We start from the raw sequence: 26,884 nt of genomic DNA, 5'->3' as shown, positions 1-26,884 counted from the left end.
ACGGGTGAATTATTTATCATTAGCGTTCTTAGAGAATCTCTGGACCGTAAGTTCCATGATTTGATTCTTGATGTAAACAACTCAACAAATACATTCTTATACATTCTTGTCAGGGTTAATTCCGATTCTCGAAATGGGTTCGACATCATCGATATAGTCGAGCAACAAAGAAACTACCCTTGGCATGAGAACATACTTGTTGCATCCATTATGAAAAGTAATTTATTACCATGAATCTGAAGATATTTACCCGCTCCTTTTCATTTTCATACAGGAATGCTAAGATTATTGATATATATGATCTTTCATCCTTGTCCCTAGCAAGCGCTTATGGGATATTGCAATGTGCGAATACACTTTAACGAGAGTGAACCAATCTGCTTGATAGCAGCATGCCTATGATGTAGCGGGCGAATGGTTCGTTGTTGTTAAGGTGTGTTTTTGTTTTGCGCCTTATATCTATCACAACCCACATTTCCCATAACAAAGGAGCGATTTTGAATGAATCAACTAACGAAACAAATCAGCGAATGGAACCAAACATTGTTAGCAATGGATGTAGCGAGTGATGAGTACTCATTCTATCAGTCACCAGAAGACTTACTCCTCACAGAGGAAAAAATACATACTTGGAAGGAATCATCCGGAGCGGGTGCCATCATTGTTGATGCTGAAAATTGCCGATACCAAATTGTTGTTAAGTCCACAACATCAATTGAAGGTGGATGCCTGGAGCCTACATATGGTTTTATTAACATCGATCAAGCTGGATGGACATTATGCGACCCCGAATTTCCGTCACTTGATGTTCTAATTGAATGGTTTGCTTTTATTTCGAAGAACCCCATTGTGGAAGTGATACCGAGTAACGTAGTTGAAATGCTATTGAATCGAGATAAGGTTCAAGTACAGTCTGATGGTTACTATAACGTGTTCTGCATCAATCCTCTTCAAGTTCATGAGTGGTTTTGTGTGCCAACTATGAGTGCTCTCAAAAATGAACTGTTTGCTCTTGAAGACGCTGGCTATCCAATTGAGAAAATCAATATCATAACTCCAGAGGGTGATCGTGTCCAATACACTGAGATGCTCGTATTGATTATAGGAAAACCACTAAATCCAACTCAAGCTATGCACACTCACGAGCTTAACGAAACTAATATGTTGGAACTTTAATAAGCACGCCTTTTTTAAAATTTGATTACTTGAAGGAAGATAGAGCTGATTTGGCGATAAACGCCCCGCTCCTGCTTCGGTCAGAGATATTGTATCTATTTTGAGTACACGTTAACGAGAGTAGTTCTTTGTCGTTAAGGTGTTTTATTACGTCTTAGTACAAATCAAATCCGCTTCAAAGCGTTAATCACAGGTCCTTTGGACAAGGAGGTAAAAATGTAAGATGAAACACAATGAAAGAGCACAAGAGCATGGAATTATGAAACCCATTTATGCAACAAAGACCTCAGGAGTTCATTCGTTAGAATTATCCCCCTTATTCGAATATTGGCTGCTGCAGAAGAGCATGGAGTCTTTTATCAAAACCAGTGGAACTATCTACAGTATCACGTTCAAACCTATTGGCATTAATATTCTGATTGGTAACGGGATCGAAACCATTGCCACTGAAATCAATTCATTTGGTTGTAAAAAGGCTATTAGGTCGATCATTGATGACTGTGACACTCACTATGTAATAACACTTCTTCTACCCGACGAAAATTAATCAAAATGAAATTAATAAAAAATGAGAGAGTAAAGTTATCTATCAGGAAGCGAAACTTAAGGCAGATGCTGCCCGTGTTGTTTGAAAGGATTACTCTAGCAATCATCGTAATTACACACAATTTAAACATTCCACCAGTATATACTGGTGGTTTTTCAATTTCCGGTTCAGTTATGCCCTACACTGCTCAAAAGCAACTCATAGTCGCTTGAGTGGATCAAAGAACCATAAATTTGATGGATGAACAGATACTTTCATGTGTAAGACGATATATGTCCTTGAAGTGACCTGTTTCTCGAATGTAAATCCCCCATGATATGCTTACTAGTATTAACTACTTTTTTTAGGAGGTTACCAAAAAGAAGAGAAGCGTGTAGGGTAATCGGATCTGGTCGATAAATGATGTCTATATAGTAATCCTCAATAAGCACCATACCTTTGCATGGGTCCGACCATAACGGAAGGTCTCTTTTTGAATGCTCAGCTTGTAGGGTGACGAGCGGGGAATGAGCCGCAAGGGTTGCAGGCAATAGGCCTCAATAAGTGAGAAAGTCTTTGGTTAGTGGGTAATTAACGATGTTGAGATGGGTGAGGAAAATCCTCGCTCTGGATCGAACAATCCTTAATACAATCCATCTGTCTGTCCGTCTGTCGGTACGGAATGTGTTCACGTAATGGAATAGGTTAACTTCAACAAATTCAAACCATAAATGGGAGGTGAAACCTATTGTTTGATGCGACGACATTGGCTAACATCTATCTTTATGATTTTGATGCGTGCGGGACTAAAAACAAATCAAAATATGCCAGTAATACTCCTATTACAACAACAAAATCAAGAGACTGAGAGGAGCCAATTAATGGAATTCTAACATCTTACCAGAGATAATCTGAACATCAACATCGGTTTATGCTGCAGTAACGTAAAGAAATGATTTCTATGTTTCGGTAATTACGAAAAGAGAATTTGAAGTACCTGCATGATGATATGGAGAATCCCACCGCATTAACTAAACGGAGGTATTGAAATGTTTAGCAAGATAACAAAGCTATTATTAATCTTATCTATTATTTTGTCTGGAGCTCCTTTTTTAGATGGTAATCCAGTAAAGGCAGCTGTAGGGGCAGGAGAATTGGCCTACACTTTTGATGAAGTGAATTATTATATTTCAGATATACACGCTAACTCAGATTTAACTAAGATATTGTATACAGCCTCAACGCCTCGCTCGGGGAATAATCCTACAGAAGTATACATGAGGGATTTAGTGACTAATACGACCACAAATCTTAGTAATAAAAACACAAGTAGATGGAATTATGGTGCTGTTCTTTCTAGAGACAATAGGTATGCTTTTTATTATGAAAATGGAACGACATTATATCGAAAAGATTTAGTTACTAATACAGAAAAAACTATTTTCTCAAGTTTATATATGTCAGGGGTTAAGATGTGGCCTTCGACCACGGATAATAATATTATGTATATATCACATGGAGAATATGGGTTAGTTAAGTATGAAATAGCTGAAAATGTAATCACTCCTTTTAATGTGATGAGACCGCCTGGTATGGTGTTAACTGAGAGTGCAATGTCAGCCAATAGAAGGTACTATGTCTATGTGTTTACAAGTGCACAAACAACTTTCAGCTATGGAGTAATTGATACCGTAACTGGAACAGACATTACTATTCCTACAGCCAACATTAATGGGGCAACTTATCCAAACTTTTTTGTTCCAGATTCCATTTCAGATGATGGAAATATAATTTCTGGGTATGAGGTTACTTCATCCTTACAAGCTGTGAAGTATTATAATGTTTCTACTCAAACAAAAGGTACAGCTTATGGGGTTATAGGTAAAAATGCTAAGCCCGTAGGTATGAGTCCAGATGGTAAAAATATAGTTTTCTCTAACTTTCAGAATTCCGGTTCTGGTCCAGTAGATTTGAAAGTATTTAACAGAATTAACGGGACCACAGCAATTTTGGATTCAGATGTTGATGCAGTTTACAAATATTACCCCGACGTTAAAAAGGTATCTGTAATAAAAGGTGGGGCGTTCTATAGAAAAACGGTTTCATTAGGTACTTCTACAGATAATAATCTCACAGGTATAACCAGTTCTGGTATTTCTCTATCACCAGGTTTTTCTAGTGGGATTTTAAATTATAGCGCTTCTGTTGCCAATGATGTGAATTCTACTACATTATCTGCGGTGTTGTCTGACCTTTCTTCTACCATGACCATAAATGGCATAGCTTCAAATAGTGGTCAAGGACAAAATATATCTCTGGCTGAAGGCTTAAATTCAATTCCTATTGTGATTACTTCGGAGGTTGGGGGCACAAAGACTTATACCGTGAGCATCACTAGAGGAGCGGCTGCACCTCCTGCTGCCGGAACTGTTAACACAGCAATGATGCAAGGACAGTATGCTGGGGGAGATTCACACCAAATTTTCCTTAATTCTGATGGAGGATTATGGCAATGGGGAATAAACACCCTAGTACCCCTTGGGGCTAAGTGGTTACCATCAAAAAGAACGGATATTACAAATATTAAATCAGTTGGGTTAGGTAGCTTTGTTACTTATGTTGTAAAGACTGATGGAACAGTTTGGGCTTGGGGACAAAACGGTTTTGGTAGTCCACTGGCTGGCTTACCTACCAGTGTGCCAGTCCCAACCCAGATTGCTGGACTTTCTAATATTTCTAGAGTTAAGAACGGTTTTGCTTTAAACGAGACTGGAACCATATTCGGATGGGGGAGTACTGGTAACGGTAAACTATTAACTAATACTGGTACAGTAACTACTCCCGTTCAATTAACTACTGGAATTAAACAATTTGATACTAATGCCTATAGTGTTATTGCTATAAAAACAGATAATTCCGTAGTTGCTTGGGGAGCTAACTCTTATGGTGAATTGGGTACCGGAAATAAAGCTAGTGGCGTTACAACAGTAACTCCAATAACAACTTTGAATGGGGCAACTAAAATCGTCTTAGGAGTATCACATGGACTGGCTCTTAAGTCTGGGTCAGTGTGGTCTTGGGGAGCTAATCCACAAGGTCAAATGGGTAATGGAACAACTACAGAGAAATTAGCTCCTTCAGCCGTAACTGCGTTATCTGGAACTTATGTTGATATTGCGGCTGGAGATAATATTTCTGTAGCTGTAAAAAGTGATGGTACAGTTTGGTCTTGGGGGAATCCAGGTAGTTTTACTCCTAATACTTCTACACCAAAACAAGTTGCTGGATTAACTGGAATCGTAGCTGTAGAGTGTTCCACTGGTTGCGTGGCAATTTCATCAGATCGTAAGATATACACCTTCGGTAAAAGTTATAACGGAGGAGGAGGAAACGGAAGTCAAAACGATATGATCGTTTCTCCGTATAACGTTGTTCTTCCTACTTCCGATACAACGCCACCGACAGTCACTGTATCCGTAATAGATAGTGTAACTCCTGGAAAGAAAGCAGTGACCATTTCTAATACTGACACAGGTGGGAGTACTTGGCATTCAGCTAAATATTTAATAGGCACAAAGACTTTAAGTAACTTCATGACCGATGCGACAGCGGTCAATTTAGCAACAGCTTCAACTACAATTGACTTGGATCCAGGGACATACACAGTATTTTCGAAGGACTATGCAGGTAACGAAACAATTCAGGTATTCTCCACAACTGTTCCTGATACTACCCCTCCATCCATTGCTTTAGTTGCTAACCCAACTACACCAACTACGGATGATGTTTTAATTTCAGCAACTGTGACTGATACTGAAAGTTCAGTTTCTTCTGTGTTATGGGATTTCGGAGATTTTGATGTAAATCATTTTGCGTCCGCTGGAAATTCTTTACCGAACTCAACTTTCACTGCTACAACAAACGGAATTTATACCGTTTACGCAGCAGATTCAGAAGGTAATAAAACAGTTAGTAAAATAACGGTATCGAATATTGTTCCATCTGAAGCTACCTTCACTCCAGACAAAACCACACCTACGAGTGGTAATGTATTGGTTACCATTTCGTATCCTTCTGCAGCAACAGTTAAGGAATATCGAATAGGAGCGGCTGGAACTTGGACCACTTATACTATACCAGTTGTTATGACAGACAACGGAACAGTTTACGCTAGATCATCTACTGGTGGAAGTTATTCGGCCGAGACCTCTTATAATGTTACTAATATTGACAAATCGGTACCGACCACACCTATTATTGTACCGAGTACTACAGCACCAACGAATAATGATATCACGGTTACCGTCACGTATCCTCCAGAATCAGTAACTAATGAGTACAGATTAGATGGTGGTACTTGGTTGGCTTATAATGGACCTGTTATCGTAACTCAAAACGGTTTGGTAGAAACTCGGGCTACAAATGCTGCAGGGAACTCGACGGTTGCCGGAACATTAATGATCTCTAATATTTTCAAGAATGCTCCTGCGGTGGCAACTTTTACTGCGAGCCCGACATTACCGACTACCGGTAATGTAACATTGACAATAAACTATCCTTCTGCAGCAATAGTTAAGGAATACAAGCTTGGAACTTCTGGCGTATGGTCGCCATATACTGGAGATTTGAATATAACCGAGAATGTTACCGTTTATGCAAGATCAGCAGACCCAATGAATAATCAGTCTCTCGAAAGCAATTATGTGGTTTCGAACATAATCGTTCTGTCCACCAATTTATCTAGCATCGATATTGAGGATGCTACATTGAATGAACCTTTTGATACTAACTTGTTAACCTACACTTCAACGGTTGCGGGTTCTAAAACCAGAGTGAGGGTAAGTGCATTCCTTGAGGATGAGACCGCTACTCTTCGGGTTAATAACATACTGGTTCCTTCTGGGGCTATGTCAGGGTATGTCAATCTAAATACGGGTACGAATACAATTACTCTCATTGTTAAAGCTTCAAACAATGCTTCAAAAACTTACACTATTACAGTAACAAGATTAGCTCCATCAACTGATATGGCCTTGTCGTACATTGATTTATCGTCTGGATTTATAAATGAGACTGTGACCACTGGAGTATACAATTATTCTGCCGAGGTTTCAGATTCTGTGGCTGCTATCCGAATTTCGGTAGGAACCGTAAATCCCGCTGGTAAATTTAAAGTGGGTAATTCCACATTCAACAGCGGTCAATATTCAAATAATCTTCCTTTGATCACTGGTGAAAACACTCTGACATTTAAAGTACTGGCTGAATCTGGTGCTGAAGAGACCTACACACTCAAAGTTACTCGTGGTTCTTCAATAAGCTTTAGTGCGCCAACAAACTTCAGAATTGTAACAGTTACCGACACTACAGCCAAATTGGCTTGGACAGGGGTAACCGGGGCTGATAGGTACGAAGTTCGTAGAGATAACAAGCTCGTATATTCGGGGGTACCAGTTAATTTTACTGACATATCACTTACTTCAAATTCAGAATACGTATACTTATTAACGGCATTTAAAGGATCTCAAGGAAGTGCGGCAGCAGAATTAACAGTAATTACATTACCGTCTTATGTTTCAATACCACAGAATTTCACGGTTACTGAAGTGACTTATAATAGAGTCAATCTTACATGGACTGAAGTTACGGGGGCAACTGGTTATATTCTTAAACGGAATAATGTTCCCATTTCGACAAATTTAGTGACATCATTTTCTGATAGTTCGGTTGCTTCAGACACAACCTATTCTTACACATTGGCAGCACAAATAGGAAATTCCACTAGCGCTAACTCTTCTCTAGTAGTTAAGACATTAGTTGAAGTGTTACCTAACTTGAAACCTAACATGCCCTCTGCTAGCGTTGTGGATTTTAAAGCATCTTCTGTAGGATTGACTAACACTAGCCTCGTTTGGAATGCAGTATACGGTGCAACTTTTTACACGATATCACGTGATGGTGCCCCAATCTATACTGGCAGTCAATTAACTATTGATGATGTTAATCTTTCTAAAGAAACGAACTATACCTATCTCTTAGTGGCAGGAAATCAACATGGTAACAGTGTTGCCCAAAGTTTGACTGTAAAAACAAAAGGATTACCTCCTGCTGCACCTACAGATCTAAAGGCAAATAGAATCTACTCCAATGCAGTATCACTTCAATGGGCAGTTGTAGATAAGGCTACGAGTTATGATGTTAGGAGAGACACAAGTATTATTGCTTATACTGGGCCATTAACGACCTTCCATGATCCAACATTGGCACCGCAACAAAGATACCTTTACTCGGTAGTTGCCAAAAATGAATATGGTGAAAGTGCACCGACTTCTCTAGAGGTAGAAACTCCACAAGAGCCAGTTCCTCTTACAGTAACCCAACCAGTAAACAGTATGGGTAAAATTACTTTCACATTTGAGATAATTGAAGGTGCTTTTGAGTATCATTTAAATCGTAATCCTGAATGGGTGTATCGATTGATTTCTGGACAAACCTATAAAGTTGACTATAACAACTCCGTTACTGGAGAGGTGAAAGACCTTGGTACAGTCTCTGCAGTTGATGGTAAATTACCGTTCAGTGAGGATGGTCTAAATTCTGCAGAAGATCATAACTACAAGATCACAGCGGTTAGAAAAGCTGCCGATGGTACTGAAATTGTTGTTGGTCAGAAAGAAGTTAGTGTTCCTAAAGAATCCAAACCGGTTACTGGAGGATCAAATGGGTCTAGCGGAGGATCTGGTGGAGGAAGTTACGGAGGAGGATCTGGAGGCGCAGGTGGAGGTTCCGGAAGTAATTCTGATACTAATCCCGGAAACATCTCTACAAGCGGGAGTTCTTCCATAAATGAGAAAGATATTTCAGTATCTAAAGGATATTTTTTATCCAATGCTAATGTTTCCAGAGATTTCAAAGACAGTTGTTTAAATCCTTCAACACTGTCTGAACTTATTAATTTCACAGATACAAAAGGCCATTGGTCCGAAGAGTTCTTAATAAAATTATTAAAAGCTGGAATAATTAATGGATATGAAGATGGAACCTTTGCTCCTGATAAATCTGTGACAAGAGCAGAATTTACTGCTATGGTAATCAGAATGTTGTGTTTAGGTATGTCTGATTATTCAACTACTTTCACAGATGTTGGTTCTTCGGATTGGTTCGCTCCATATGTACTAACAGCCTATAACAACAATTTAGTTGAGGGGATTGGAGAGTCCAAATTTGACCCTAATGCTAATATAACTAGACAGGAAATGATGGTTATACTATCTAGAACCTTAGCTCGTTTTACAAACTTAGAGGTGCTCAAAGATAAAGGGGAGATTGAAATTGAACTATCCAATTTCAAAGATGTGACTGAGGTGGCTCCTTGGGCTTTAGAACATGTTGCAACGTTGGTCAAGTACAAGATGGTTAACGGACTTACTGATATTTTGTTAGCTCCTACATCTAATGCTACAAGAGCAGAAGTTTCTACAGTCTTAGTAAAGTCAGATTTGAAAAAATAATATATATGTTCATGCCTCCTAGAGAAAGTAAATCCATGATGCAGTTTGACTAACCATGACCCGCTCCCATCTTAGATATTAAGTTGGAGCGGGTCTCTTTTTTCTTGAAAGCACTCACTGTTAAAAGAATTTAAAGTGATAGACCGTGAAAATAAAGATATAGACTATGAAAATAAACTGTTAGACTGACCGCAAGGCATTCACTGGTAGAATACTTCAACAGCTAAGTCCGGATTGAACGGTTGAAGAATGGCACGGAGTTCCGAAATTCCACATCTCGTAATCTTTTTGAACACACGTCGCACTCTAAGCATACATTATTTTAGCCTATTATTAAGAAGGAGTGATACGAATGGGGTTTTTCCCTCCGTTCCAACCATCAACACCACAGCAAGGGACTCAAGCTTATCAACCGCCTTCTTCGCCACCTCCACAATTTATCCCGCAGCAAGCTCAAGCTTCCACATTTGCCGTTGATCCTGGTGCGATACAAGGCTGTCTATTCAGATTCACCTATATATGGCAAAGAAATGGGGAGCAATATTGGTTCGTTCCAGTTTTCGTGGGGAGTAGATCAGTGTCCGGATTCCGGTGGACTGGTCGGCAGTGGATTTTCTTCGGTGTGGATACAAGGCAAATCATATCTTTCAGCTGTTTTTAAGGAGTCTGACCAGGACTGTGATGGAGATAATGTTAAGCAGTCAATTCTTCGAGGAGCTATTTTAAGTTAACATGATATTACCGACCGGCTGAGGAAGTACTATACTAATCCTCATATAAACGGAGACGATAGTTGAATGGTAGCCAACAGCAGTCAGTCTAGAACTTTATATTCGCTTTCTAGTCCGCTGTTGTTGCTTTTTCGGATCAGTCTAAATCGTATTTCTCGAAAGTTGACGATTTTCCAACTAGAAAACCGCGTTAAATCAATAACTAGTCTACAACTTTATTTTCTTTGAACACTCACTATTTTAACGACGTGTAGGGTATATTTTTTGAATATATTCAGTCAGATTTGAAGCTGGAGGCGGTTCAATTCAAAAGGATAACCATGATTTCTGAGCATCCGTAATTCACCAGGAGGACACTTCTTGGAACAGTTCTCTATTTCTTTGATCTATGTTATGATGAAATTAATTCCATTTTCACTTGATTAGTTGACTCTGGCAAGCGCCTGATGAGTCTTACATTATAAAGAAACGCTCCTCCGAGTGAATGTTCAGCCTTAGGCTAAATTACGCCTTTATGTACGAACATTCATTGTGAGGGTCGTTTCTTTTTTGCGTACCTTTATCACAACCCAAAAGACAAGAAGGAGGTCATTTTTGTAAACTCATCGAAGAAAGCTCACGATGAAATCAATAAGGGTTCCATCGATATTTACGATCATAAGGTGAAAATATCGTTATGTGCACGGAAGATGAATGGGTCGAAAATCCAAGTGTTATCATCTCAGCTGCAAATGCCATTTGTTTATTGTATGTAACCGGACCAGACTCTAACAACTTTGCTTAAGAAACACGAGCCAAAGAAATGTTGACTGCAAAATTCAGCGGCAGTTTATACACCAAAAATAAGAGAGAATCCGTTTTTGGGTTTCTCTTTTGTTATTCATTTTCATCATCCAAGCATCTAATAAGGAGAGAAGCTTCATGAGTAAAGTTATATTAGCCAAAAGAATTGCGGAAGTCATGGAACGTAATGCACGCCCGATGAACATCAAAGAAATCGCTTCATATTTCCCTTCAAAACCTGAAAGTACAATCCGGGGAAGGCTTTATAGAGAACTGAAGGAGTCTTGTCAGCGAGTCTCTCGGGGAGTTTACACCTTCTTATCCAATGACGGAGCTGCTTTTGTAGTTGAGGGAGATGGACGAGATCTTTCACCATTTGATGATCATAGTATAGATGCTATTGTAGCGGATCATCCGTGGTATGATCCCGTTTCAAATTCAGGTAGAAATCGTCATTTTGATTCAAGTTATGAAAACACTTCATTCCGGTATAACACAGACGATTTTAGAGAAAAGGCACGTGTGCTTAAACCAGGGGGGTTCTTGGTAGAGATACTACCAGCAGAGAATGAAAACAATTATAAATACTTATATGAATTGAAAATAATGGCGGAGCAATGCGGATTACTCTACTATTCCAAGGTTCCATGGAAAAAAGGAAACTATATCTTAAATACCGGCCGCAAATCAAAGAATACAGAAGATATTCTTTTCTTTGTGAAAGGGAAGGCAAGGTCGCTTCGGATTGATAAACAACGTGGTGGGAAAATGAGCGGTACCGCATATATGCTGCCAACTGAATTTGATTTCCAGACGAAGCCATCTAAGAAAAGAATCCATCAGGCAGAAAAGCCTATCGAACTTTATGAAGCCATCCTTGAAGCAATCACAGAACCTGGAGAGGTTGTTATTGAACAATTCTCCGGAAGTGGAAATCTTGGGCGCGCTGCTTTAAGAAAAGGCAGGATTGCTATACTCTTTGAGATACTAAAAGAGAATGTTAAGAAAATTCGAGACAATTTGGGTGTACCAGAGTTGCCCCTATTACTATTATAGGTGGATTGCCCTTGCAAGGACGTCTATGATTAATACTAATCAAGCCAAGAGCCCGCTCCCATCATCATTCTATTTAAGCGTGGAGAGCTACTTAGCAAAGAGATATTTTCGCATTGATATAACTTATTGGAGAAAAGCGATCGAACCATTTGAAATCCTAAAACATTAAGGTGATTAGATGATAGGAAATCTTGTACCATTTCATAATAATGAAGATTTAAAAGAGTGGGAATTGTATGATTACGAACTTACTCATGGTGGACGTTCGTGCCAGATGTGTGGCCATACGATCCATCATATTTTCCGTATTCGCAAGTGGGATTCAGGTAAGTATCAATACAGCGAATTAGGTAGTGATTGCGTGAAAAAGATAGCCGCAGCAAACCATGTAAACTCGATGAACGGACTTAGTAACATTCCAAAAAGACACCGTTCGCGTGTTAAAATTAACAAAAAAGAAGTGGATTTTAATATCGATGAATTGCCCTTCTGAAAGTCAAGGGTGGAGCAGAAATCTCATGAAGAGGTGGATTTTAATTCCAATGATTGTAGGAGCAGATATGATTGAGTTAAGTTAAGTTAATCGTAGGTACGCAGCTTGAATATCTTTACCCTCTGCACAGGGACAACAACCTCCTCGTGCAGACGGGGAGGTATTTCGGAGGCGACGTTATGGCCATTAAAAATGATGACAAGAATCAATTATATCGATTGAATCGCTTTTCCCAGGAGCAACTTTCCCAATTTTCTAGTAACATAGCTACCTACTCCTCAGGAATAAATGGAATGCCCAAAAATAACTCTGAAGTATTCACGAAGCGGGGATGGCTATTGCCTTTTCTGTTTTCTTACGGCGAGTTACTTTGGGGTAGATGGATGTATTGGATGGCCATTCTGCAGAAAGGAACTATTGCAGGAAGTGGTCCAATCCCCCCAGATTGAATGGACGGACATAGGAACCTCTCAGGCTAGAGGAACAAAAAAATGTTGACCAATTGCCTCCAGCATCATGAAGCCAATATCGATAATTTCGCGGAATGGCTCTTATGGGGTTTGGCTGGCTCGAACAATATGCCTCCAATCTCAGCAAAATTGAATGAGCACTATTACAAAGAATTCGATTTATTCGTTGTTCTTGATAATCCAACCGATTATATGTCGCACTTACTTTTTTTAGATTTCGTGTAGCGCAAGGAAGCGGATGATGTATAGACCATCCCCAACTGAACTCGTCGGATCCATTATGACTCCATCATTGCAACTTCATACATCGGGCATGGATTTATCTCGTTGAAAATTACAATCATTTATTCCGGGCTCATTTTGGTATATCGAAATAAGCCCGGCCACATTTCTAAAATAGAGGCAATGTAAATATAATGACTGCATACGACAATACAGGCCCAAGCTTAAAACATCCCCATATATGGAGACTACATTCAATCTGCTTCGAAGTAGTTCTTACTGATCGATTCCAGAGTAAAGCTACAGGCCCCTATGAAATCAGCTCATTCTTGGGCTATTGCATGCGCTACAGAGTCATATCCATTTATGTTGATGCACTTTAAAGTGTTGATTCATCCTTAGTGGCATTATACCTTCTAATGGGTCATCAGCACATGCGAAAGTGCCTTTTTGCTTTGTCCGGATATACCTCCACGCTACATGTACATTTTATTACAAAAACAATGTGAGGAGCGTTGTGACAATGGTTGAGAACAAGTACGTACTGTTTGAATTCGAGGGAATTACGTGTGTGGTCAAGAAGTCCCCCTTCACAAGAGAGGAGCACATGAATGGTTTTTACTATTATGACTTGGAGCATGAGGATGATGACGATTACTTCCCAGCACGCATCAAGCAAAAGGCATGTTCCGTGAATTATTGGGGAGCCCTAATGACAAACAAACCTCTTGTTGGGGTAGATTGTTCCGGTAGTATTGATTTATTCGATCTGGATGAAGATGAGGAAGGAGAGGAGATATTTGTCCCACACGAGAATTTCGTCACAAATGTTCATTTCTATGATCTTAATTTCTATTACCAGGAGTCAGCGAATAATATCATCAGCAAATCAACGGACTTCCACTCGATCATGAAGATCTGGGAATGCATAGATCCCCATTTCTATGTTCCAGAGGAAATGAAGATGGATCGTGTATGGTCTATGCCCAATGCCAATCCTTATCTCCTCGGTCCCGTTAAGGAACTGCTTCGAGAGGAGCTGAGGGGAGGGTTTACAATCGATCCCTTCGCAAACCAAAGTAAATGGGCCCATGTGACCAATGATCTTAATCCCAATATGTCTACGAACTTTCATCTAGATGCATACGAATTCCTTAAGTTGTTTGACGATGAATCCGTGGATGTTGTCTTATTCGAACCACCTTATTCACCCCGACAGATAAAAGAACTATATGAATCGGTTGGGCTTGATACGCTAGGTGGAACCAGGACGCAAGCGTCTTATTGGTCCAATCTTAAAAAAGAAATTGCGAGGGTACTCCGCGTCGGAGGGAAGGCTATCAGTTTTGGTTGGAATAGTGGAGGCATGAACAATAAAAAGCTGTTTCATATTAATCGAATCCGGCTCGTGCCGCATGGGGGCGCTCACAACGATACCATTATCACGGTTTCCGTGAAAATATAGGCATTGGTAAGAGAATGACACAAGTTGAAGCGGGTTACTACTGAACACCCGCTCCAGCTGGTACAGCTGAAACGTATCACAAGTAGGTCATCCATTTAATAACCTTGACTTAGCAAATCATATTCAGTATAATTTCCAATAACTTGAATATTCAGAAAAAAGCTAAGACGAGAAAGAGTACCATGGTGATGTCTTTTTACAGAGAGCCCCGGTTGCTGAAAAGGGGTAAAGAATAACCTTGAGAATATGGTCTCTGAGCTGCGCATCGAACCCTCATGTGGTTGTAGGCTGCGCCGGAACCCGCACCCGTTACTGTGCTAGGGTATAAACGCAAACGCGTCGTACCTGAAGAGGTTAATGCCGCAAGGCATTAATAAAATTGGGTGGTACCACGTGAGCACAACTCTCGTCCCTTCGGGATGAGGGTTTTTTTGTTTGTCAAAAAAGGAGGAGTCTTAATGGCAAATATTTTTATTGGAGGAGCTTGGCCTTATGCGAACGGTTCATTGCATTTGGGACGTTTGGCAAGTTTATTACCAGGAGATGTGCTGGCACGTTATTTTCGTTTAAAGGGTGAAAAGGTATTGTACGTATCAGGGAGTGATTGCCACGGTACACCTGTCGCAGTTCAGGCCATTCAAGAGGGTGTCACCCCAGGGGATATTGCAGATCGATTTCATCAGGAGTTTGCCGAGTGCTTTCAACAGCTGGGGTTTACTTATGATTTGTACACACGTACTGACCAAGAATTTCATCATCATGTAGTTAAAGAATTGTTTTTGAGTTTACTGGAGAATGGATATTTGTACAAGAAAGAAATACAGCAGACATATTGTGAAACAGATCAACGATTTTTACCAGATCGATACGTTGAGGGTATTTGTCCAGTTTGTGGGAACCGCGCCAGAGGTGATCAATGTGATTTTTGTTCAACATTGTTAGATCCTGCAGACCTCTCAGACAAGACTTGCAAAATTTGTGGGAATCCCCCTATTGAGCGGCCAGCAGAGCATTATTACCTTGCGCTCTCTCGATTCCAATCTGAATTGAACGAGTATGTAAAAAAAGCTAAAGGGTGGAAAGAAAATGCTGTACAGTTAACAGGACGATACTTAAAAGAAGGACTTCAAGATCGTGCTGTAACTCGGGACTTAACTTGGGGTGTAGATGTTCCGGTTGAAGGGTTCGAAGATAAAAAAATCTACGTTTGGATCGAAGCTGTCAGCGGCTACTTATCGGCAAGCAAGCAGTGGGCTGATGAGACAGGTGGTAGCTGGGAATCCTTTTGGTTGGAGGGGAAAGAGAAAATAACCGCTTATTATGTACATGGTAAAGATAATATTCCTTTCCATACAGTGGTTTGGCCAGCACTGCTCTTGGGTGTAAGGAATCTCCATTTGCCAGATCGAATAATCTCATGTGAATACATGACCTTAGAAGGGAAAAAGTTTTCGACAAGTAATAATTGGGCTGTATGGGTACCTGATATTATGAGTCGCTACCAACCGGATTCCATTCGTTATTTTTTAATAGCAAACGGTCCTGAGAACCGAGATACTGATTTTTCATGGAGGGAGTTCATCCATAGCCACAATGGGGAATTGCTTGGCGCATTTGGAAATTTTGTTAATCGTACATTGGCTTTTATCGACAAGTCTTTTGGGGGATGCGTTCCAGAAGGTAATCTTAGTGAAGAATGGAAAAGAACAATTGAGGATTTGTATCTCAAGTCTGGGACCTTAATTGAAGAAGGTCATCTAAAGGAAGCCGTGGAACTGATTTTTACTTACGTTCGCCGGGCAAACAAATACTTTGATGAAGAAAAGCCATGGGTACAAATTAAGGAAAACCAAGAAACGTGTGGGTATACGCTGAATATATGTGTGCAAATTATAGTGAATCTGTCCAATTTACTGCATCCATTTATTCCCTTCTCCTGTGAAGAAATAAGAAAGTTCCTAACACTTGAACAACCCGTTTGGAGGCTGACTTCAGTTCCAGCTAACCGAAAAATTCAAAACCTAAAGTTATTGTTCGAGCGTATTGATATTAGTCGAATTGAAGAAGAAACAAGTTTATTGGAGAAACAAAAATTGTAGTCGACTGGAGAGACGGGCCATCTTTGGGATGGCCTTTCTTGACACAGATCATCGAATTAACAGAAAACGTTAGATGATTACGAAATGAAGTTATTAGCACATATTGGTCATGTATAATAGTTCAAGTAGCTAATTTATATAGGTTTTTATAAATTAGCTCTTGATAAACTGGGATAATAAAGTTGTAAACTTACCTCAGTACAAATCGTCTGACTACATGGTTACAATTGGTCGTTATTCCGATATACCAAAATTAACTTGCAAAAGAGTATTAACCCTCCAAATGTGTCATTAACTAATACTGTGCGTTAAGCGCCCTTGGGTGAATTCGTTCCTATAGAAGCCAATTGCACTGCCAAAATACGATCGATCCTGAACACCCGAAGAGCTTTACGTTTCAAACAATAAGCCTTTACTGCGCCACAGTGGATTGAGTGAATATCTATCAAGCGTTGTGTAATGATATTATTTTTACCTAAATAAATAATTTCGACGATGTTTCCAAGATACTTGTTTAGATATTTTTCCACTTTATCGCCTCCACAATTTCGAACATATGTTCTTATTTTATGCGATAATTGATATATTGACAAGTCTTGCTGCTTCTTTTTTGTTGCATTATGAAATATAGTTAGAAGCTGCCAGAGCTTCAGATTTTATATCAGAAGCAGAGCAATGAGATTAAAGGTAAGACAAAGAACCATCCCCCTTAAGAGATGGTTCGAATTGATAAGTCATTAGTTTCCGTTTTTCTTTAACTTGTTTATTTGGTTTTCAATTGATCGATCATATTTTGGGTGATTTCATATTCCCATCGGCTAAACCTCGAAATAGATGATATGGTAACAGGGGCTCCTGAATCTTCGATTTTGTAATCAAGCGTAGATGGGACTTTGATCGAAAGGGCATAGGTTCCAGGTTCAACAAAATTACCTTGACCATCTTTGAAATCCCAAGGGGGAACATTAGCAGTGAACCAAGAACTTGCTGGTATCCGACCATCAAGGGGTGGAATCTTGTAATCAAATAACACGGTTTCACCATTGGTACTCACTTTTGTGACTTGATACTCAATGCTAACTGGATCAATTTGGATCGCGACATCTCTTGAATTCTTAAACTGTATTTGCGGTTGAATCGATTTGGTACTGAAATCTATGTTTGGTTTTCCAAAAGAAACCCCAACCCCTTCAGGAATCATAGGGTCTATATAATGGGATGACTGTTTGAAAGTCCATGCACCTTCATTATTCGAGCTCACCTGAATTGGTGGAATGTGGACATCAATCAGATTATTGCCATTAGTCGCAGCTGAAGATGACTGATAATCAACTTTGGCTCCCAAAGTTTCAGTAAACAAACGTAATGGAATATAGGCCTTGTTATTATAATTAATTATCTGATTCTCTCCGCTCACATCCAGATTCGTTGACTTCCCGTTGATATGAAAAGTTACTTTACTCGGAAATAAATAGGCTTGAATAGTTTCAGATGCAAAAACGACTGTACATGATGATAATCCTATACCCAGTACTAAACCGGTAAGAAATTTTTTCATTTTAAACACTCCTTTTCAAAATCCCGTTCTACCTTATAGACTTAATTTATTCGAAATAGTTGCGTAAATTTTAAAAAAAGGGCATTACTGGAAATAATTAAACCAATTGATACCGTCGTTTTTTAGTGTAATCCTCATGAAATATGCATGTGAACAATTATAATTCAATATTTATGAGCGAAAAAAAGATCAATGGTTGTTATTACCCAAATTTCACGAAACTATCTCATAAAAAAAACTCACAGTGACTTTGTGGGTCAATGTGAGCTTTTTTAAATAATCAGGAATATTGCGAATTAATATACCCTTGCACCGATGTGTAGTGGTGAAGCGGAAATAGCTGAGATCATAAGTGTAAAGTTGATCGTTTCGCTGCCATATGGTCCAAGCGTAGTCTCAACAACATCAACATACGTCCAGGCGTCAACCCATTCTTTCTTCGCGATAACTCCATATCCATTAACGACTGGAAAAACAAATCCACCAATGCTTCCCAAAAATATTCGCAAAGTTTGGGTAGAACCCGAATTATTATAGAGTGGAATAGTTACATTGTATTGCGAACCATAACAACATTCAATATAGCCGGTATGACTGCCACCAGAAACCCAGACCATATCAGTGCTAGTGAAATCATCACCAACATAACCGAAGTTATATTTAATGCCATTTAGAGTAGTTGGGGCCATTGTTGGGAAGTTCAAATAATTATAAGAGCCAGTGGCTGAATAACCATTTTGTTTGCTGCCGACTGTAGAGGCAGGTCCTGTTGCACCTGAAGAGTTAGAAATGTAAGCAAGATCCCATAGAACAGCATCGGCTGCAGAGCCAGTTCCTGCAATTGTAACGTTAAGACGTGCGACCACGCCATAGTTACTACCATTAGCAACGGTTAAATTTAAAGCAGGAAGGCTACCATAGCCACCTGGTCCAATTGTGGTCGAAATTGATGAGGAAGTGTTAAGATAAGATACCCAAGCAGAGGCATCACTGATTCCAGTTGCATTGGTTGTTCCATAGTTTGAAGATGTTACGGTAATGGAATTCGATGCACTTGGATTGTAGATTAATATAGTGGAATTGATAGTTGATCCGGTGGCATTTACATGCCACAGATACACTTGGCCTGCACCCCTAACAGATTGCCTGCCTAACCATCTACCGTTATCAGCAATATCTCCTGAAAACACCTTTTCCGGGTTATTGGAGTACATAAGGAAGCCGCCACCGATACTAGCTGAAGGGGTACCTGGTGCGTTCGTTGGATTTAAACTAATTTCAGGACTGTAATCATTAAGAATAATACTTGCCATACAAAATTCCTCCTCTAAAATTTGTAAGGAAGAACTAAAGGGGATGCCAGAAAGATAAGTTTCATCCCTGAACCTAACTTTCTGCTTCGTTGTTCCTCACATATTAAGGTGAAAATCGCCCCCTTATTGTACAACCACACATGAAAAGTTATTTGGCCACTAAATTATGGGAAATATTTCTATACATTATTAACTTGGATTTAATTAACGGACTCGTAGAAACGAATGGTAATGCCATCGGCAAACGATGTTTTGGATAATTGAGATACCATCATCGAAGATATATCTTTTAGAGTTTTCATATCGTAGTAAAAGACTAAATTAAGTGTCGGATGGGAGAGAAAGATTGGTCTTAATTTGAAGTACAGCTTCGAAGTAAGTGATGCGATGGAGAAGATGAGTAGAGGTATTCATGGGGATGAAATATGATATTGATACCATTTCGATGGGTTTTGGCCACTTTCAAGCCAAAACCAGCTTTACCTGTGGGAAAATGGTACTCTTAGCAAAACGGATGGACTAATAGGTTGGATGCAGAGGTGTAGAGGTATAATAAGGAGTGAGACTATCGTTAGAAACAATTCAAGTCTTAGTGGGATCGTTATCCAGTAGATAAGATGTAGGAGGATAGAACTGGATAGAGATCATTTGGTAGTCCGTAACTTTATTCGTCAAAGCTATAATCAATCAGACATTTAGTTTGAAGTTTTAATATCATATGGATTACAGTATAAATGACCGGGATTCCTTGATAAGGAGTTCCGGTCTTTATTTGCATTCAATAAATAAAACAATGGATTTACAGAAATATGGTAAATATGTCGCATATTTTTATAGAACATATGTTCTATAATAAGAAGTGAATGAATCGCCATGAAAAGCGATTATTTTTATTTTTAGAAATACGAACAAATGTTCTTGTATAGGTTGTATTAACACCTACTTTTTACACTTTATATATAGAGTGGATAATTATAGGAGGAGGAATTGGGATGAAATCTGATTCTGAAGTGAGAAAAATAGTAAATGAAGAAATGCAGGCATATTTCGTTTTTATGGAAGAGAACAAAAAATTGTTCAAGAATTCTGTGATTCAGGGTTTCTTTGAAAACCAATCCCATGTCTGCTTGTTAGCCAAATACTTACGTACCCCCACACCAGAAAACCTGCTCCATCTCGAAGTAGCATTTAGGCGATTTTTCTTCCGTATCCGTTTTACAAAGTACCTTTCTTCGCTCATTCGTTTTTCCGACATAGATTACCATCGCAATCGAATAAAGAATGAACAAAGAAATGTCTTGATATTTGACTCTCCAAATGAGGAGGGTGAAGGAACTTTCGGGGAAATGTTGCAAGGTATGACAGTTACGATCGAGGATGATATTACTGCCACAGACTCACAAGCATTCCAGCAATCTTTGGATAGTGACTCATTGTTCTTTGCATTCAATAGTTTAACTGACAGGCAGAAATTTATTATTACACTTGCATATTCCTGCTGCGTATTGGACACGGACATCGCAAATCTACTGCAAATTTCGCAGCAAGCAATTTCTAAGACCAGACAATCGGCCTTGCGTAAAATGAGGCAATACTTATCCTCTCCCAACGAATCTGTAGTAATGCCAGTTCATAGAGAGGGGGCTACTTGAGTGGACGAGGTGCAGTTTATTAGTCTTGTAACATCCTCTATATCTAATTTTGGGTTTCCTATCGTTTTAACAGGTTATCTTCTGACACGTTTTGAGAAGAGAATCGATACGTTAAATGCATCGATTATTGAATTAGTGAGGGTAATCAAGGAAGAGGTGCGGCAAAAAGATGATTGAACCAGACTTATACGATTTAGTAGTTCAAGCTAAGTCAGGCGATAGGGGAGCTATGGAGGAAATTGTTGAACTCTTTCAGCCAATAATCCAAAAATCCTGTTGGCGTGCTAAGCCACAAGAACGCCTAGACCTACAGCAACAAATGGTGGAGAAAATCATACGAGCAGTTTTTGCTTACGACTTAGAATCCATCCCTGATTTTACTCAGTTTACGGCAAACATAAGTGAGTCCGAATAATTCAATAGTTTACCGATTAAAGTTTCTTTCCCATTTTTGAAAAAGTGAACGTTAGCAAGAGGCTATATTCCTTTAATTTCATCTATAGTAAATTTGATTCGGAAGAAGAACAATAGATTTTGATTAAGACCTCCTCCTCAGCACTCTTAACCTTGGTTTTAACATAGATTTACGAAAATGTATCTACCTACCCTTACCTAACAATTAAGTTCTGAATGATTCTGTGAATGGAGAAAAGAAGACTTTTGGAGAGTCTTCTTTTTTTGTCTTCGGATTTATGGACAAAATGATAAGTTTAACTGGAGTTTTTAATAGTTAAAAACAGCTATCACTTCTGCAGTAAATGATAGTGGTATGGTGGTTAATCAAACTGCCGATTTCAACCTCTTTACGAGACAAATCTCATGTATATGAAAGAAAAAAAACGGTATTATATTATCATATAATGTTCAATAATGCAATTATTGCAAGTTGTCGTAATAACCACTATATAACCCAGATGCTTACTTTTTATGTCAATCTTCACTAACTTTTTTGTGATTGGTGACCCGTATTTCTCGAAATCTTAGCGGGATGTTATACTAGATATACAGCATAGTTGGAAATGTAGGTGTCATGGAGGGCAGCCTTTTTGGAAATGGGCCACACATCAGACAACATTCATGTGAATCTGCCTTTCGTATAATTTCCAGATTTCAGCTTTCGGTGTGCCCATTAATCGCGAAATAACCTGCAGTTGTGGGCTGAATGTTGATCCTTTTGAAGCTATGTTATACCTTGCAAGACATTTCGAGCTAATCAATGATCAACACAAGGCTTTATATGAAGAAAAGGAAAAATGGATGAATGAGAGTCCCCATTCTGCTATTTTTCGAGAACTGGTGCGTGAGTATAATCGTGGATTGATGCTTCCAACTTGTCCATGCTGCAAACAGTTATTTGATTTCTATGAAATTAATTCATGGGTGAGTGCTGAGTTTTATAGAAAGTTGAAGGAGAAACGGTGAGAGGAAGAAGAATGTTTGAAGCAATTTTATAGTTACCCGATCCATCCATTGGCAAAAAAAGTGATGAAAATCACCGATAATAATGCCATCCTAAACCCATTCTTTAACCGTCAAGAAGAGTCTTTAGTCAGTTTACTATTGTACTATTTAGAGGGGTTATTTCAGATATTTCCGGATGAACACATAGCATATAAGGTATTGAGGGAAAATCCCCATATTTTCCAGTTTTCGCTTGATGTTTTTCAGCAAGCTTTTCATGAATTACCAGAGAATTCTTTAGCTAAACAGGTTTTTAAAAACACACCTTTTGCTCAATTGACACCAAATTGGGAAGAATCCGATCGAAAGATATTCATCCATACTTTATTCGGACTTCGACGAAGATTTCAAATTAGAGATGAATCTACTCAGAGACAACTTGGTCTTGAGTAGCCATGATCAGATAATAGCTAATTGAGGAGTGCAGAAGACCATTCGGTCTCCTTCTCATTTTGGAGAACCTGCCTTCAAGGTAGGTTCTTTTTTGTCCTGATAATCACGAAACAGGATAAAGGGATAATTTTGTTTAACTCTATCCTCGATAATCTATGTTTCGTCAGACCCAAAGATTATTACAACAGGGTTCGAAATACCCTGCTAATTTCTTTACCATTCTCCTTGTCCAAAAAAGATTGGTTATGTTAGAATGAGAATATTCTATTATTTATTATTAGACTCCGGCACGCGCCTTACGAGTCATTCCAATAAAAGCGCTTCTCCGAGTGAACGATTTAGCCTCTGGCTAGCATGATGTCTTATGCAATCGTTTATTGGGAGTGACGCTTTTTTTGTGTCTGCTCACAACCCAAATGTCATATGAGAAACGGAGAAACGCCATGCATCCGACCCAATGTTCTAATTAATCCAGCATCATGTATTTAATCATCTAAAAAGGAGCGGGATTAAAATGAAAAATCATTTCAAAAACGGGATTATCGTAGATGACGACGTAGCAATCCAAATGGGACAAATCCTGAACATCGAAGCTAGACATGACGAAGCGAATAATATTTTCGAGACGAGTCAAACCTTGGATTCTCAGATTGAACAGTTATGGAATGATTTACGTGACGTTCCTTTTGAAGAGGACAATGATACCCAGGAGTTATACCTTGCTCACGATTGGCAAGTATTCACGAAAGGGACTTGGAGAGAAACTATTTGGCTTTGGTTCGATGCCTATCATAGCAAAGGCGTTGCATCATTGCTATGAACACATTAACTAGAAGGTAACCCAGGAGGGAACGAATTTGAGTTGGAACTTGATTCATCGTAACAGCGAAATTTACACTGCAAAATTCAGTTTGTTGACACGACTGGATTTACCACAATTAAAGAAAAGTGATGGCTGGTCTCGCGGTTTTGATTGGAGCGTTTACTTGCGAAAAAATCACGAGTACACTGCATATAAGATGCAAGTTGTTGGAAATAATAGCATTCAAGGTTTAATTGCAATTGCAATTAGAGAAGGATATGTGGAGCTTGACCTTGCTGAAAAAGCACCAACTAATCGAAAACCAATGGAACAATTCTTAAATGCAGGAGATGTTTTATTCGCGCAGGCGTGTCTAATTAGCATGGAAAACAATGGCGATGGTTATGTTTTACTTAAAGCAAAGACAGGTTTAATGGAATATTACATTGACCATTACGGAATGGAAGTCGTTAATGGAAAACAACGATTGCTGGCTATTCCCCCTGTTGAAGCCAAAGGGCTAATTGAGTTATACTATAGACAAGGGAGTTGATCTTCATGCGCAAGTCAAAACCTTTAATTGCCGGAAGGGTATCCGTTTTTGGAAATCGACCTGTAATTCGTCTACTCGATGACGGGGTCATGGTTGTTCCAATTCCATCAGATCAACGTGCAAGTGCTGATGTGGAGATGAAAGAGTATATTAATCGTCACAAGCAAAAATGTCAGTTCTCGCACAAATAAACTATACCAAAAAATTAGTGGGCCATATCATTTATGGCCTTCTTTTTTGTTTACAGAGAAATGATTCAACATTTCATATATCTCAAGACACGAACTAAGATCACAACTTTGCGAAACGAAAAAAATGGTGATCCAAATATGGGGTTTTCACCAATAAATCAGAATTCTTTATAATATAACGCGTTGACATGTAAGTACAAATACCTTACTATCGACTCATGAGGTAAGGAAATTGTACTTACAGGGGGTAAAAAAATGCTTCAAGCCAAACTTAGCGAAAAAGGACAGCTACAATTTACTGTGCCGAAAGACGAACGTGATCGTTTAGGGTTACGCCCAGGGGATATGGTCGCACTAGTTGTAAAGCCTGGAACCGACGAAATTGATTTTCAAAAGCTAGTTACCACGACAATGTGCCGATTATGCAACGGATCTGGTAATTTCTACAACGAAGGTACCTGTTTTATTTGTGAGAACGGCCAATTGCCTCTTCATTACACGATCTGGGACATTCTTACTTCTAGTAGAGTCCGCATGCAAAAAGTCATTATAAACGTGACTACTCAATTCGTTGAAATTCCGAAAATCGAATTGAAAAGTAATACTTTTTCAGAAGAAGCAATGACTTATGCTCAAGAAGTGTTACAGTTGATGTTGATCGAACAATTTGCCGAAAGAAGCGTTACGGATCCTATTAAATTTTTGACGCCATCTGATGTTGTCCTTAATGAGATAATTAGTTTGCTACATACTCCATGGGGCAAGGAACGTGTCCGGTCAATGTTTCGTCATGGTAGTATTTAAGGAGTGAGTCTCCATAGTTACCAAAAGAATTCATATGGTGTTTGGGATCGAGTCTACAGCTATTCTAGAAACATCGTCAACCATTTTGTTCGATGTTATGTCTGTTCCAAAAGTTTCTTAGTAAATGAACTTTGTACCCGATCGGGGAATGAAATATCTCCAATCGGTAATAACCTAAATGCGTTCACGATACCACTTTTAAGATTCATGTAAATATTTCATAGAAAGGGAATACAACATGAAGGAGCTAAGTCCATTTCTCGCCAAATCTGGCGTGTCTTTTGTGAAAAACCAATTATATCCAAATGATATCGTAGTCGAGGAGACTGATAATGGCATTGTCCTCGTCTCAACGGACCTGAATTTGACTAAAACTCAAACCAGTGTGTATGTTATCCCGCGGGATTACGATAAACCAAAGCAAAATGCGATGATTCACGAGGACGACTACAAAACAATAAATGAATTTTTTGCCAAAAACAAGTCAGTCCATAATTACGTACTCGTTGTACATGCAGAACGGGATGGTCTGCGTTACCTAAATAATGTAGGTTATTACATACTCATTCCGAATGAAGTACTTCATACCATTTTCATATTACAAAACAAAACCAACTTAAATATTGGCGTGACGCCAACACAACGTGAAAAATGGTCCCCCAAAGGCATAACCTATTATCCTATAAAAATTAATCCTTGGCATATCCGCGAATCTTTATTAGATCAAACGGAGCTCCCCAATGGTTGGTATGATTTTCACTTGCAATTCAGCGAGAAAGAAGCCCGTGTATTATCTAAATTTGGCATACCGAATCCGTGTATGTTTTCTTTAAATTCCTCAAGTTCAGAGGATGGTGAGCATTATATAGGCATTGGAGAATACGGCAGTTTCGCGTTTCGCCAATACGGTGTATGGATCAGTGTTAAGAGTGGAAGCGGCCAAGTGACTCTCAATGCTTTTTCTGTAAACAATAAGGGGAAATGTGAAATGGTGAACTGGCCCGAAATAAAGATTAAATGCAAAAAAAATGACAGCCTCATACATTTCACGCTCGTTCGAGCGATTGAAGCAGGTTGGCTTACTAGCTCCAATCCATTACACAAAGAAGATTTAGAAGCGTCTACGCCACCATCTGAACCCTTTGATTGGGATTTCGATGGACAAGCTATGGGGAGTTACCGGAAGGAACAGAGCAAACTGCGAGAACTGCTCCTTCAGGGTCAAAAGGAAGGCTGCTGTGTTATTTGCGGAGAAATGTACCCGGCAGATATGCTTTGGGCAGCACATATAAAAAAACGTTCAGAGTGTCAACCTGAAGAAAAAAGGGACCTTCTAAATATTGCAGCCCTTATGTGTAAACTTGGCTGCGATGATCTGTTTGAGAAGGGGTACATTGGGATAAATCAAGGAATTGTTACTCCTATCCGTTCTACTACAGCATCTGCTCTTCAATTCAAGATCCTCGAACTCGACGGAAAAAAATGTGCAGGATTTAACGATAGAAATACAAAGTACTTCGATTGGCATTGGGATTTTTATTCATCTGCGAGGTATGGACATAAGATTTAAAAATTTGCGTTTTAAATGATTCTAGAAATTTTGAAATCAAGCGATTCTTGAATAT

Annotated in this window: 21 protein-coding genes and 1 other annotated feature; of the genes, 18 read left to right on the top strand and 3 right to left on the bottom strand. The window is 39.1% G+C overall.

The features are described from left to right. Window positions 1-501 precede the first annotated feature (501 nt). The 9 genes from LRL21_RS15210 to metG all read left to right on the top strand — a co-directional run bounded on the left by LRL21_RS15210 (window position 502) and on the right by metG (window position 16,532). Complete coding sequence (locus LRL21_RS15210) at window positions 502-1,176, top strand: hypothetical protein (RefSeq protein WP_240416648.1); 675 nt, start codon at window positions 502-504, stop codon at window positions 1,174-1,176. A 223-nt stretch (window positions 1,177-1,399) separates the two neighbouring features. After that, on the top strand, window positions 1,400-1,723 hold the full coding sequence (locus tag LRL21_RS15205) for a hypothetical protein (RefSeq protein WP_240416647.1): 324 nt from the start codon (window positions 1,400-1,402) through the stop codon (window positions 1,721-1,723). Window positions 1,724-2,751: 1,028 nt separating this feature from the next. After that, window positions 2,752-9,213: an S-layer homology domain-containing protein gene (locus tag LRL21_RS15200; protein WP_240416646.1), complete on the top strand. Its 6,462-nt coding sequence runs from the start codon at window positions 2,752-2,754 to the stop codon at window positions 9,211-9,213. A 352-nt stretch (window positions 9,214-9,565) separates the two neighbouring features. Continuing rightward, window positions 9,566-9,874, top strand: a complete 309-nt coding sequence (locus LRL21_RS46260; protein ID WP_338044624.1) for a transporter — start codon at window positions 9,566-9,568, stop codon at window positions 9,872-9,874. 991 nt (window positions 9,875-10,865) lie between these two features. Beyond that, window positions 10,866-11,783, top strand: coding sequence for a DNA-methyltransferase (locus LRL21_RS15190; RefSeq protein ID WP_240416644.1), 918 nt, complete (start codon window positions 10,866-10,868; stop codon window positions 11,781-11,783). 178 nt (window positions 11,784-11,961) lie between these two features. Then, window positions 11,962-12,276 carry a hypothetical protein gene (locus LRL21_RS15185; RefSeq protein WP_240416643.1) on the top strand — a complete coding sequence of 105 codons (315 nt, stop codon included), beginning with the start codon at window positions 11,962-11,964 and terminating at the stop codon, window positions 12,274-12,276. Between the two features lie 179 nt (window positions 12,277-12,455). Further along, window positions 12,456-12,725, top strand: coding sequence for a hypothetical protein (locus tag LRL21_RS15180; protein ID WP_240416642.1), 270 nt, complete (start codon window positions 12,456-12,458; stop codon window positions 12,723-12,725). 766 nt (window positions 12,726-13,491) lie between these two features. After that, window positions 13,492-14,433, top strand: a complete 942-nt coding sequence (locus tag LRL21_RS15175) for an LPD28 domain-containing protein (protein WP_240416641.1) — start codon at window positions 13,492-13,494, stop codon at window positions 14,431-14,433. Between the two features lie 155 nt (window positions 14,434-14,588). Next, window positions 14,589-14,850, top strand: a binding site (T-box leader). Window positions 14,851-14,891: 41 nt separating this feature from the next. After that, window positions 14,892-16,532 carry a methionine--tRNA ligase gene (gene metG / locus LRL21_RS15170; RefSeq protein WP_240416640.1) on the top strand — a complete coding sequence of 547 codons (1,641 nt, stop codon included), beginning with the start codon at window positions 14,892-14,894 and terminating at the stop codon, window positions 16,530-16,532. Between the two features lie 308 nt (window positions 16,533-16,840). On the opposite strand, the gene LRL21_RS15165 is transcribed toward metG, so the two are convergent. From LRL21_RS15165 to LRL21_RS15155, 3 genes are all read right to left on the bottom strand, one after another. Continuing rightward, entirely contained in the window at window positions 16,841-17,062 is a 222-nt protein-coding gene (locus LRL21_RS15165) for a WYL domain-containing protein (RefSeq protein ID WP_240416639.1), read from the bottom strand. Window positions 17,063-17,295: 233 nt separating this feature from the next. Beyond that, on the bottom strand, window positions 17,296-18,090 hold the full coding sequence (locus LRL21_RS15160) for a stalk domain-containing protein (protein ID WP_240416638.1): 795 nt from the start codon (window positions 18,088-18,090) through the stop codon (window positions 17,296-17,298). A 296-nt stretch (window positions 18,091-18,386) separates the two neighbouring features. Beyond that, window positions 18,387-19,403, bottom strand: coding sequence for a hypothetical protein (locus LRL21_RS15155; protein ID WP_240416637.1), 1,017 nt, complete (start codon window positions 19,401-19,403; stop codon window positions 18,387-18,389). A gap of 992 nt (window positions 19,404-20,395) precedes the next feature. Between LRL21_RS15155 and LRL21_RS15150 the strand changes: the two genes are divergently transcribed. From LRL21_RS15150 to LRL21_RS15110, 9 genes are all read left to right on the top strand, one after another. Continuing rightward, on the top strand, window positions 20,396-21,055 hold the full coding sequence (locus tag LRL21_RS15150; RefSeq protein ID WP_240416636.1) for a sigma-70 RNA polymerase sigma factor region 4 domain-containing protein: 660 nt from the start codon (window positions 20,396-20,398) through the stop codon (window positions 21,053-21,055). Beyond that, window positions 21,056-21,232, top strand: coding sequence for a YvrJ family protein (locus LRL21_RS15145; RefSeq protein WP_240416635.1), 177 nt, complete (start codon window positions 21,056-21,058; stop codon window positions 21,230-21,232). Then, window positions 21,225-21,470, top strand: a complete 246-nt coding sequence (locus LRL21_RS15140; protein WP_240416634.1) for a helix-turn-helix domain-containing protein — start codon at window positions 21,225-21,227, stop codon at window positions 21,468-21,470. Before LRL21_RS15145 ends, LRL21_RS15140 begins: the two co-directional genes overlap by 8 nt. A gap of 1,022 nt (window positions 21,471-22,492) precedes the next feature. Beyond that, window positions 22,493-22,909: a hypothetical protein gene (locus LRL21_RS15135; RefSeq protein ID WP_240416633.1), complete on the top strand. Its 417-nt coding sequence runs from the start codon at window positions 22,493-22,495 to the stop codon at window positions 22,907-22,909. Between the two features lie 514 nt (window positions 22,910-23,423). Next, window positions 23,424-23,729, top strand: coding sequence for a hypothetical protein (locus tag LRL21_RS15130; protein ID WP_240416632.1), 306 nt, complete (start codon window positions 23,424-23,426; stop codon window positions 23,727-23,729). A 37-nt stretch (window positions 23,730-23,766) separates the two neighbouring features. Beyond that, the gene (locus tag LRL21_RS15125; RefSeq protein ID WP_240416631.1) at window positions 23,767-24,264 is read left to right on the top strand and encodes a hypothetical protein; all 498 of its coding nucleotides are present in this window, start codon (window positions 23,767-23,769) and stop codon (window positions 24,262-24,264) included. Between the two features lie 5 nt (window positions 24,265-24,269). Beyond that, a complete protein-coding gene (locus tag LRL21_RS15120; protein WP_240416630.1) occupies window positions 24,270-24,455 on the top strand; it encodes a hypothetical protein in 186 nt (61 codons plus the stop codon). A 255-nt stretch (window positions 24,456-24,710) separates the two neighbouring features. After that, window positions 24,711-25,259: an AbrB/MazE/SpoVT family DNA-binding domain-containing protein gene (locus tag LRL21_RS15115; RefSeq protein ID WP_240416629.1), complete on the top strand. Its 549-nt coding sequence runs from the start codon at window positions 24,711-24,713 to the stop codon at window positions 25,257-25,259. Between the two features lie 238 nt (window positions 25,260-25,497). Continuing rightward, window positions 25,498-26,829: a hypothetical protein gene (locus LRL21_RS15110; RefSeq protein ID WP_240416628.1), complete on the top strand. Its 1,332-nt coding sequence runs from the start codon at window positions 25,498-25,500 to the stop codon at window positions 26,827-26,829. Window positions 26,830-26,884 lie beyond the last annotated feature (55 nt).

The organism is Paenibacillus periandrae (assembly GCF_022458865.1).
GTDB lineage: Bacteria > Bacillota > Bacilli > Paenibacillales > NBRC-103111 > Paenibacillus_S > Paenibacillus_S periandrae.
The sequence above is the reverse complement of the archived record's forward strand: the minus strand, read 5'-3'. Positions and strand labels throughout refer to the sequence as shown.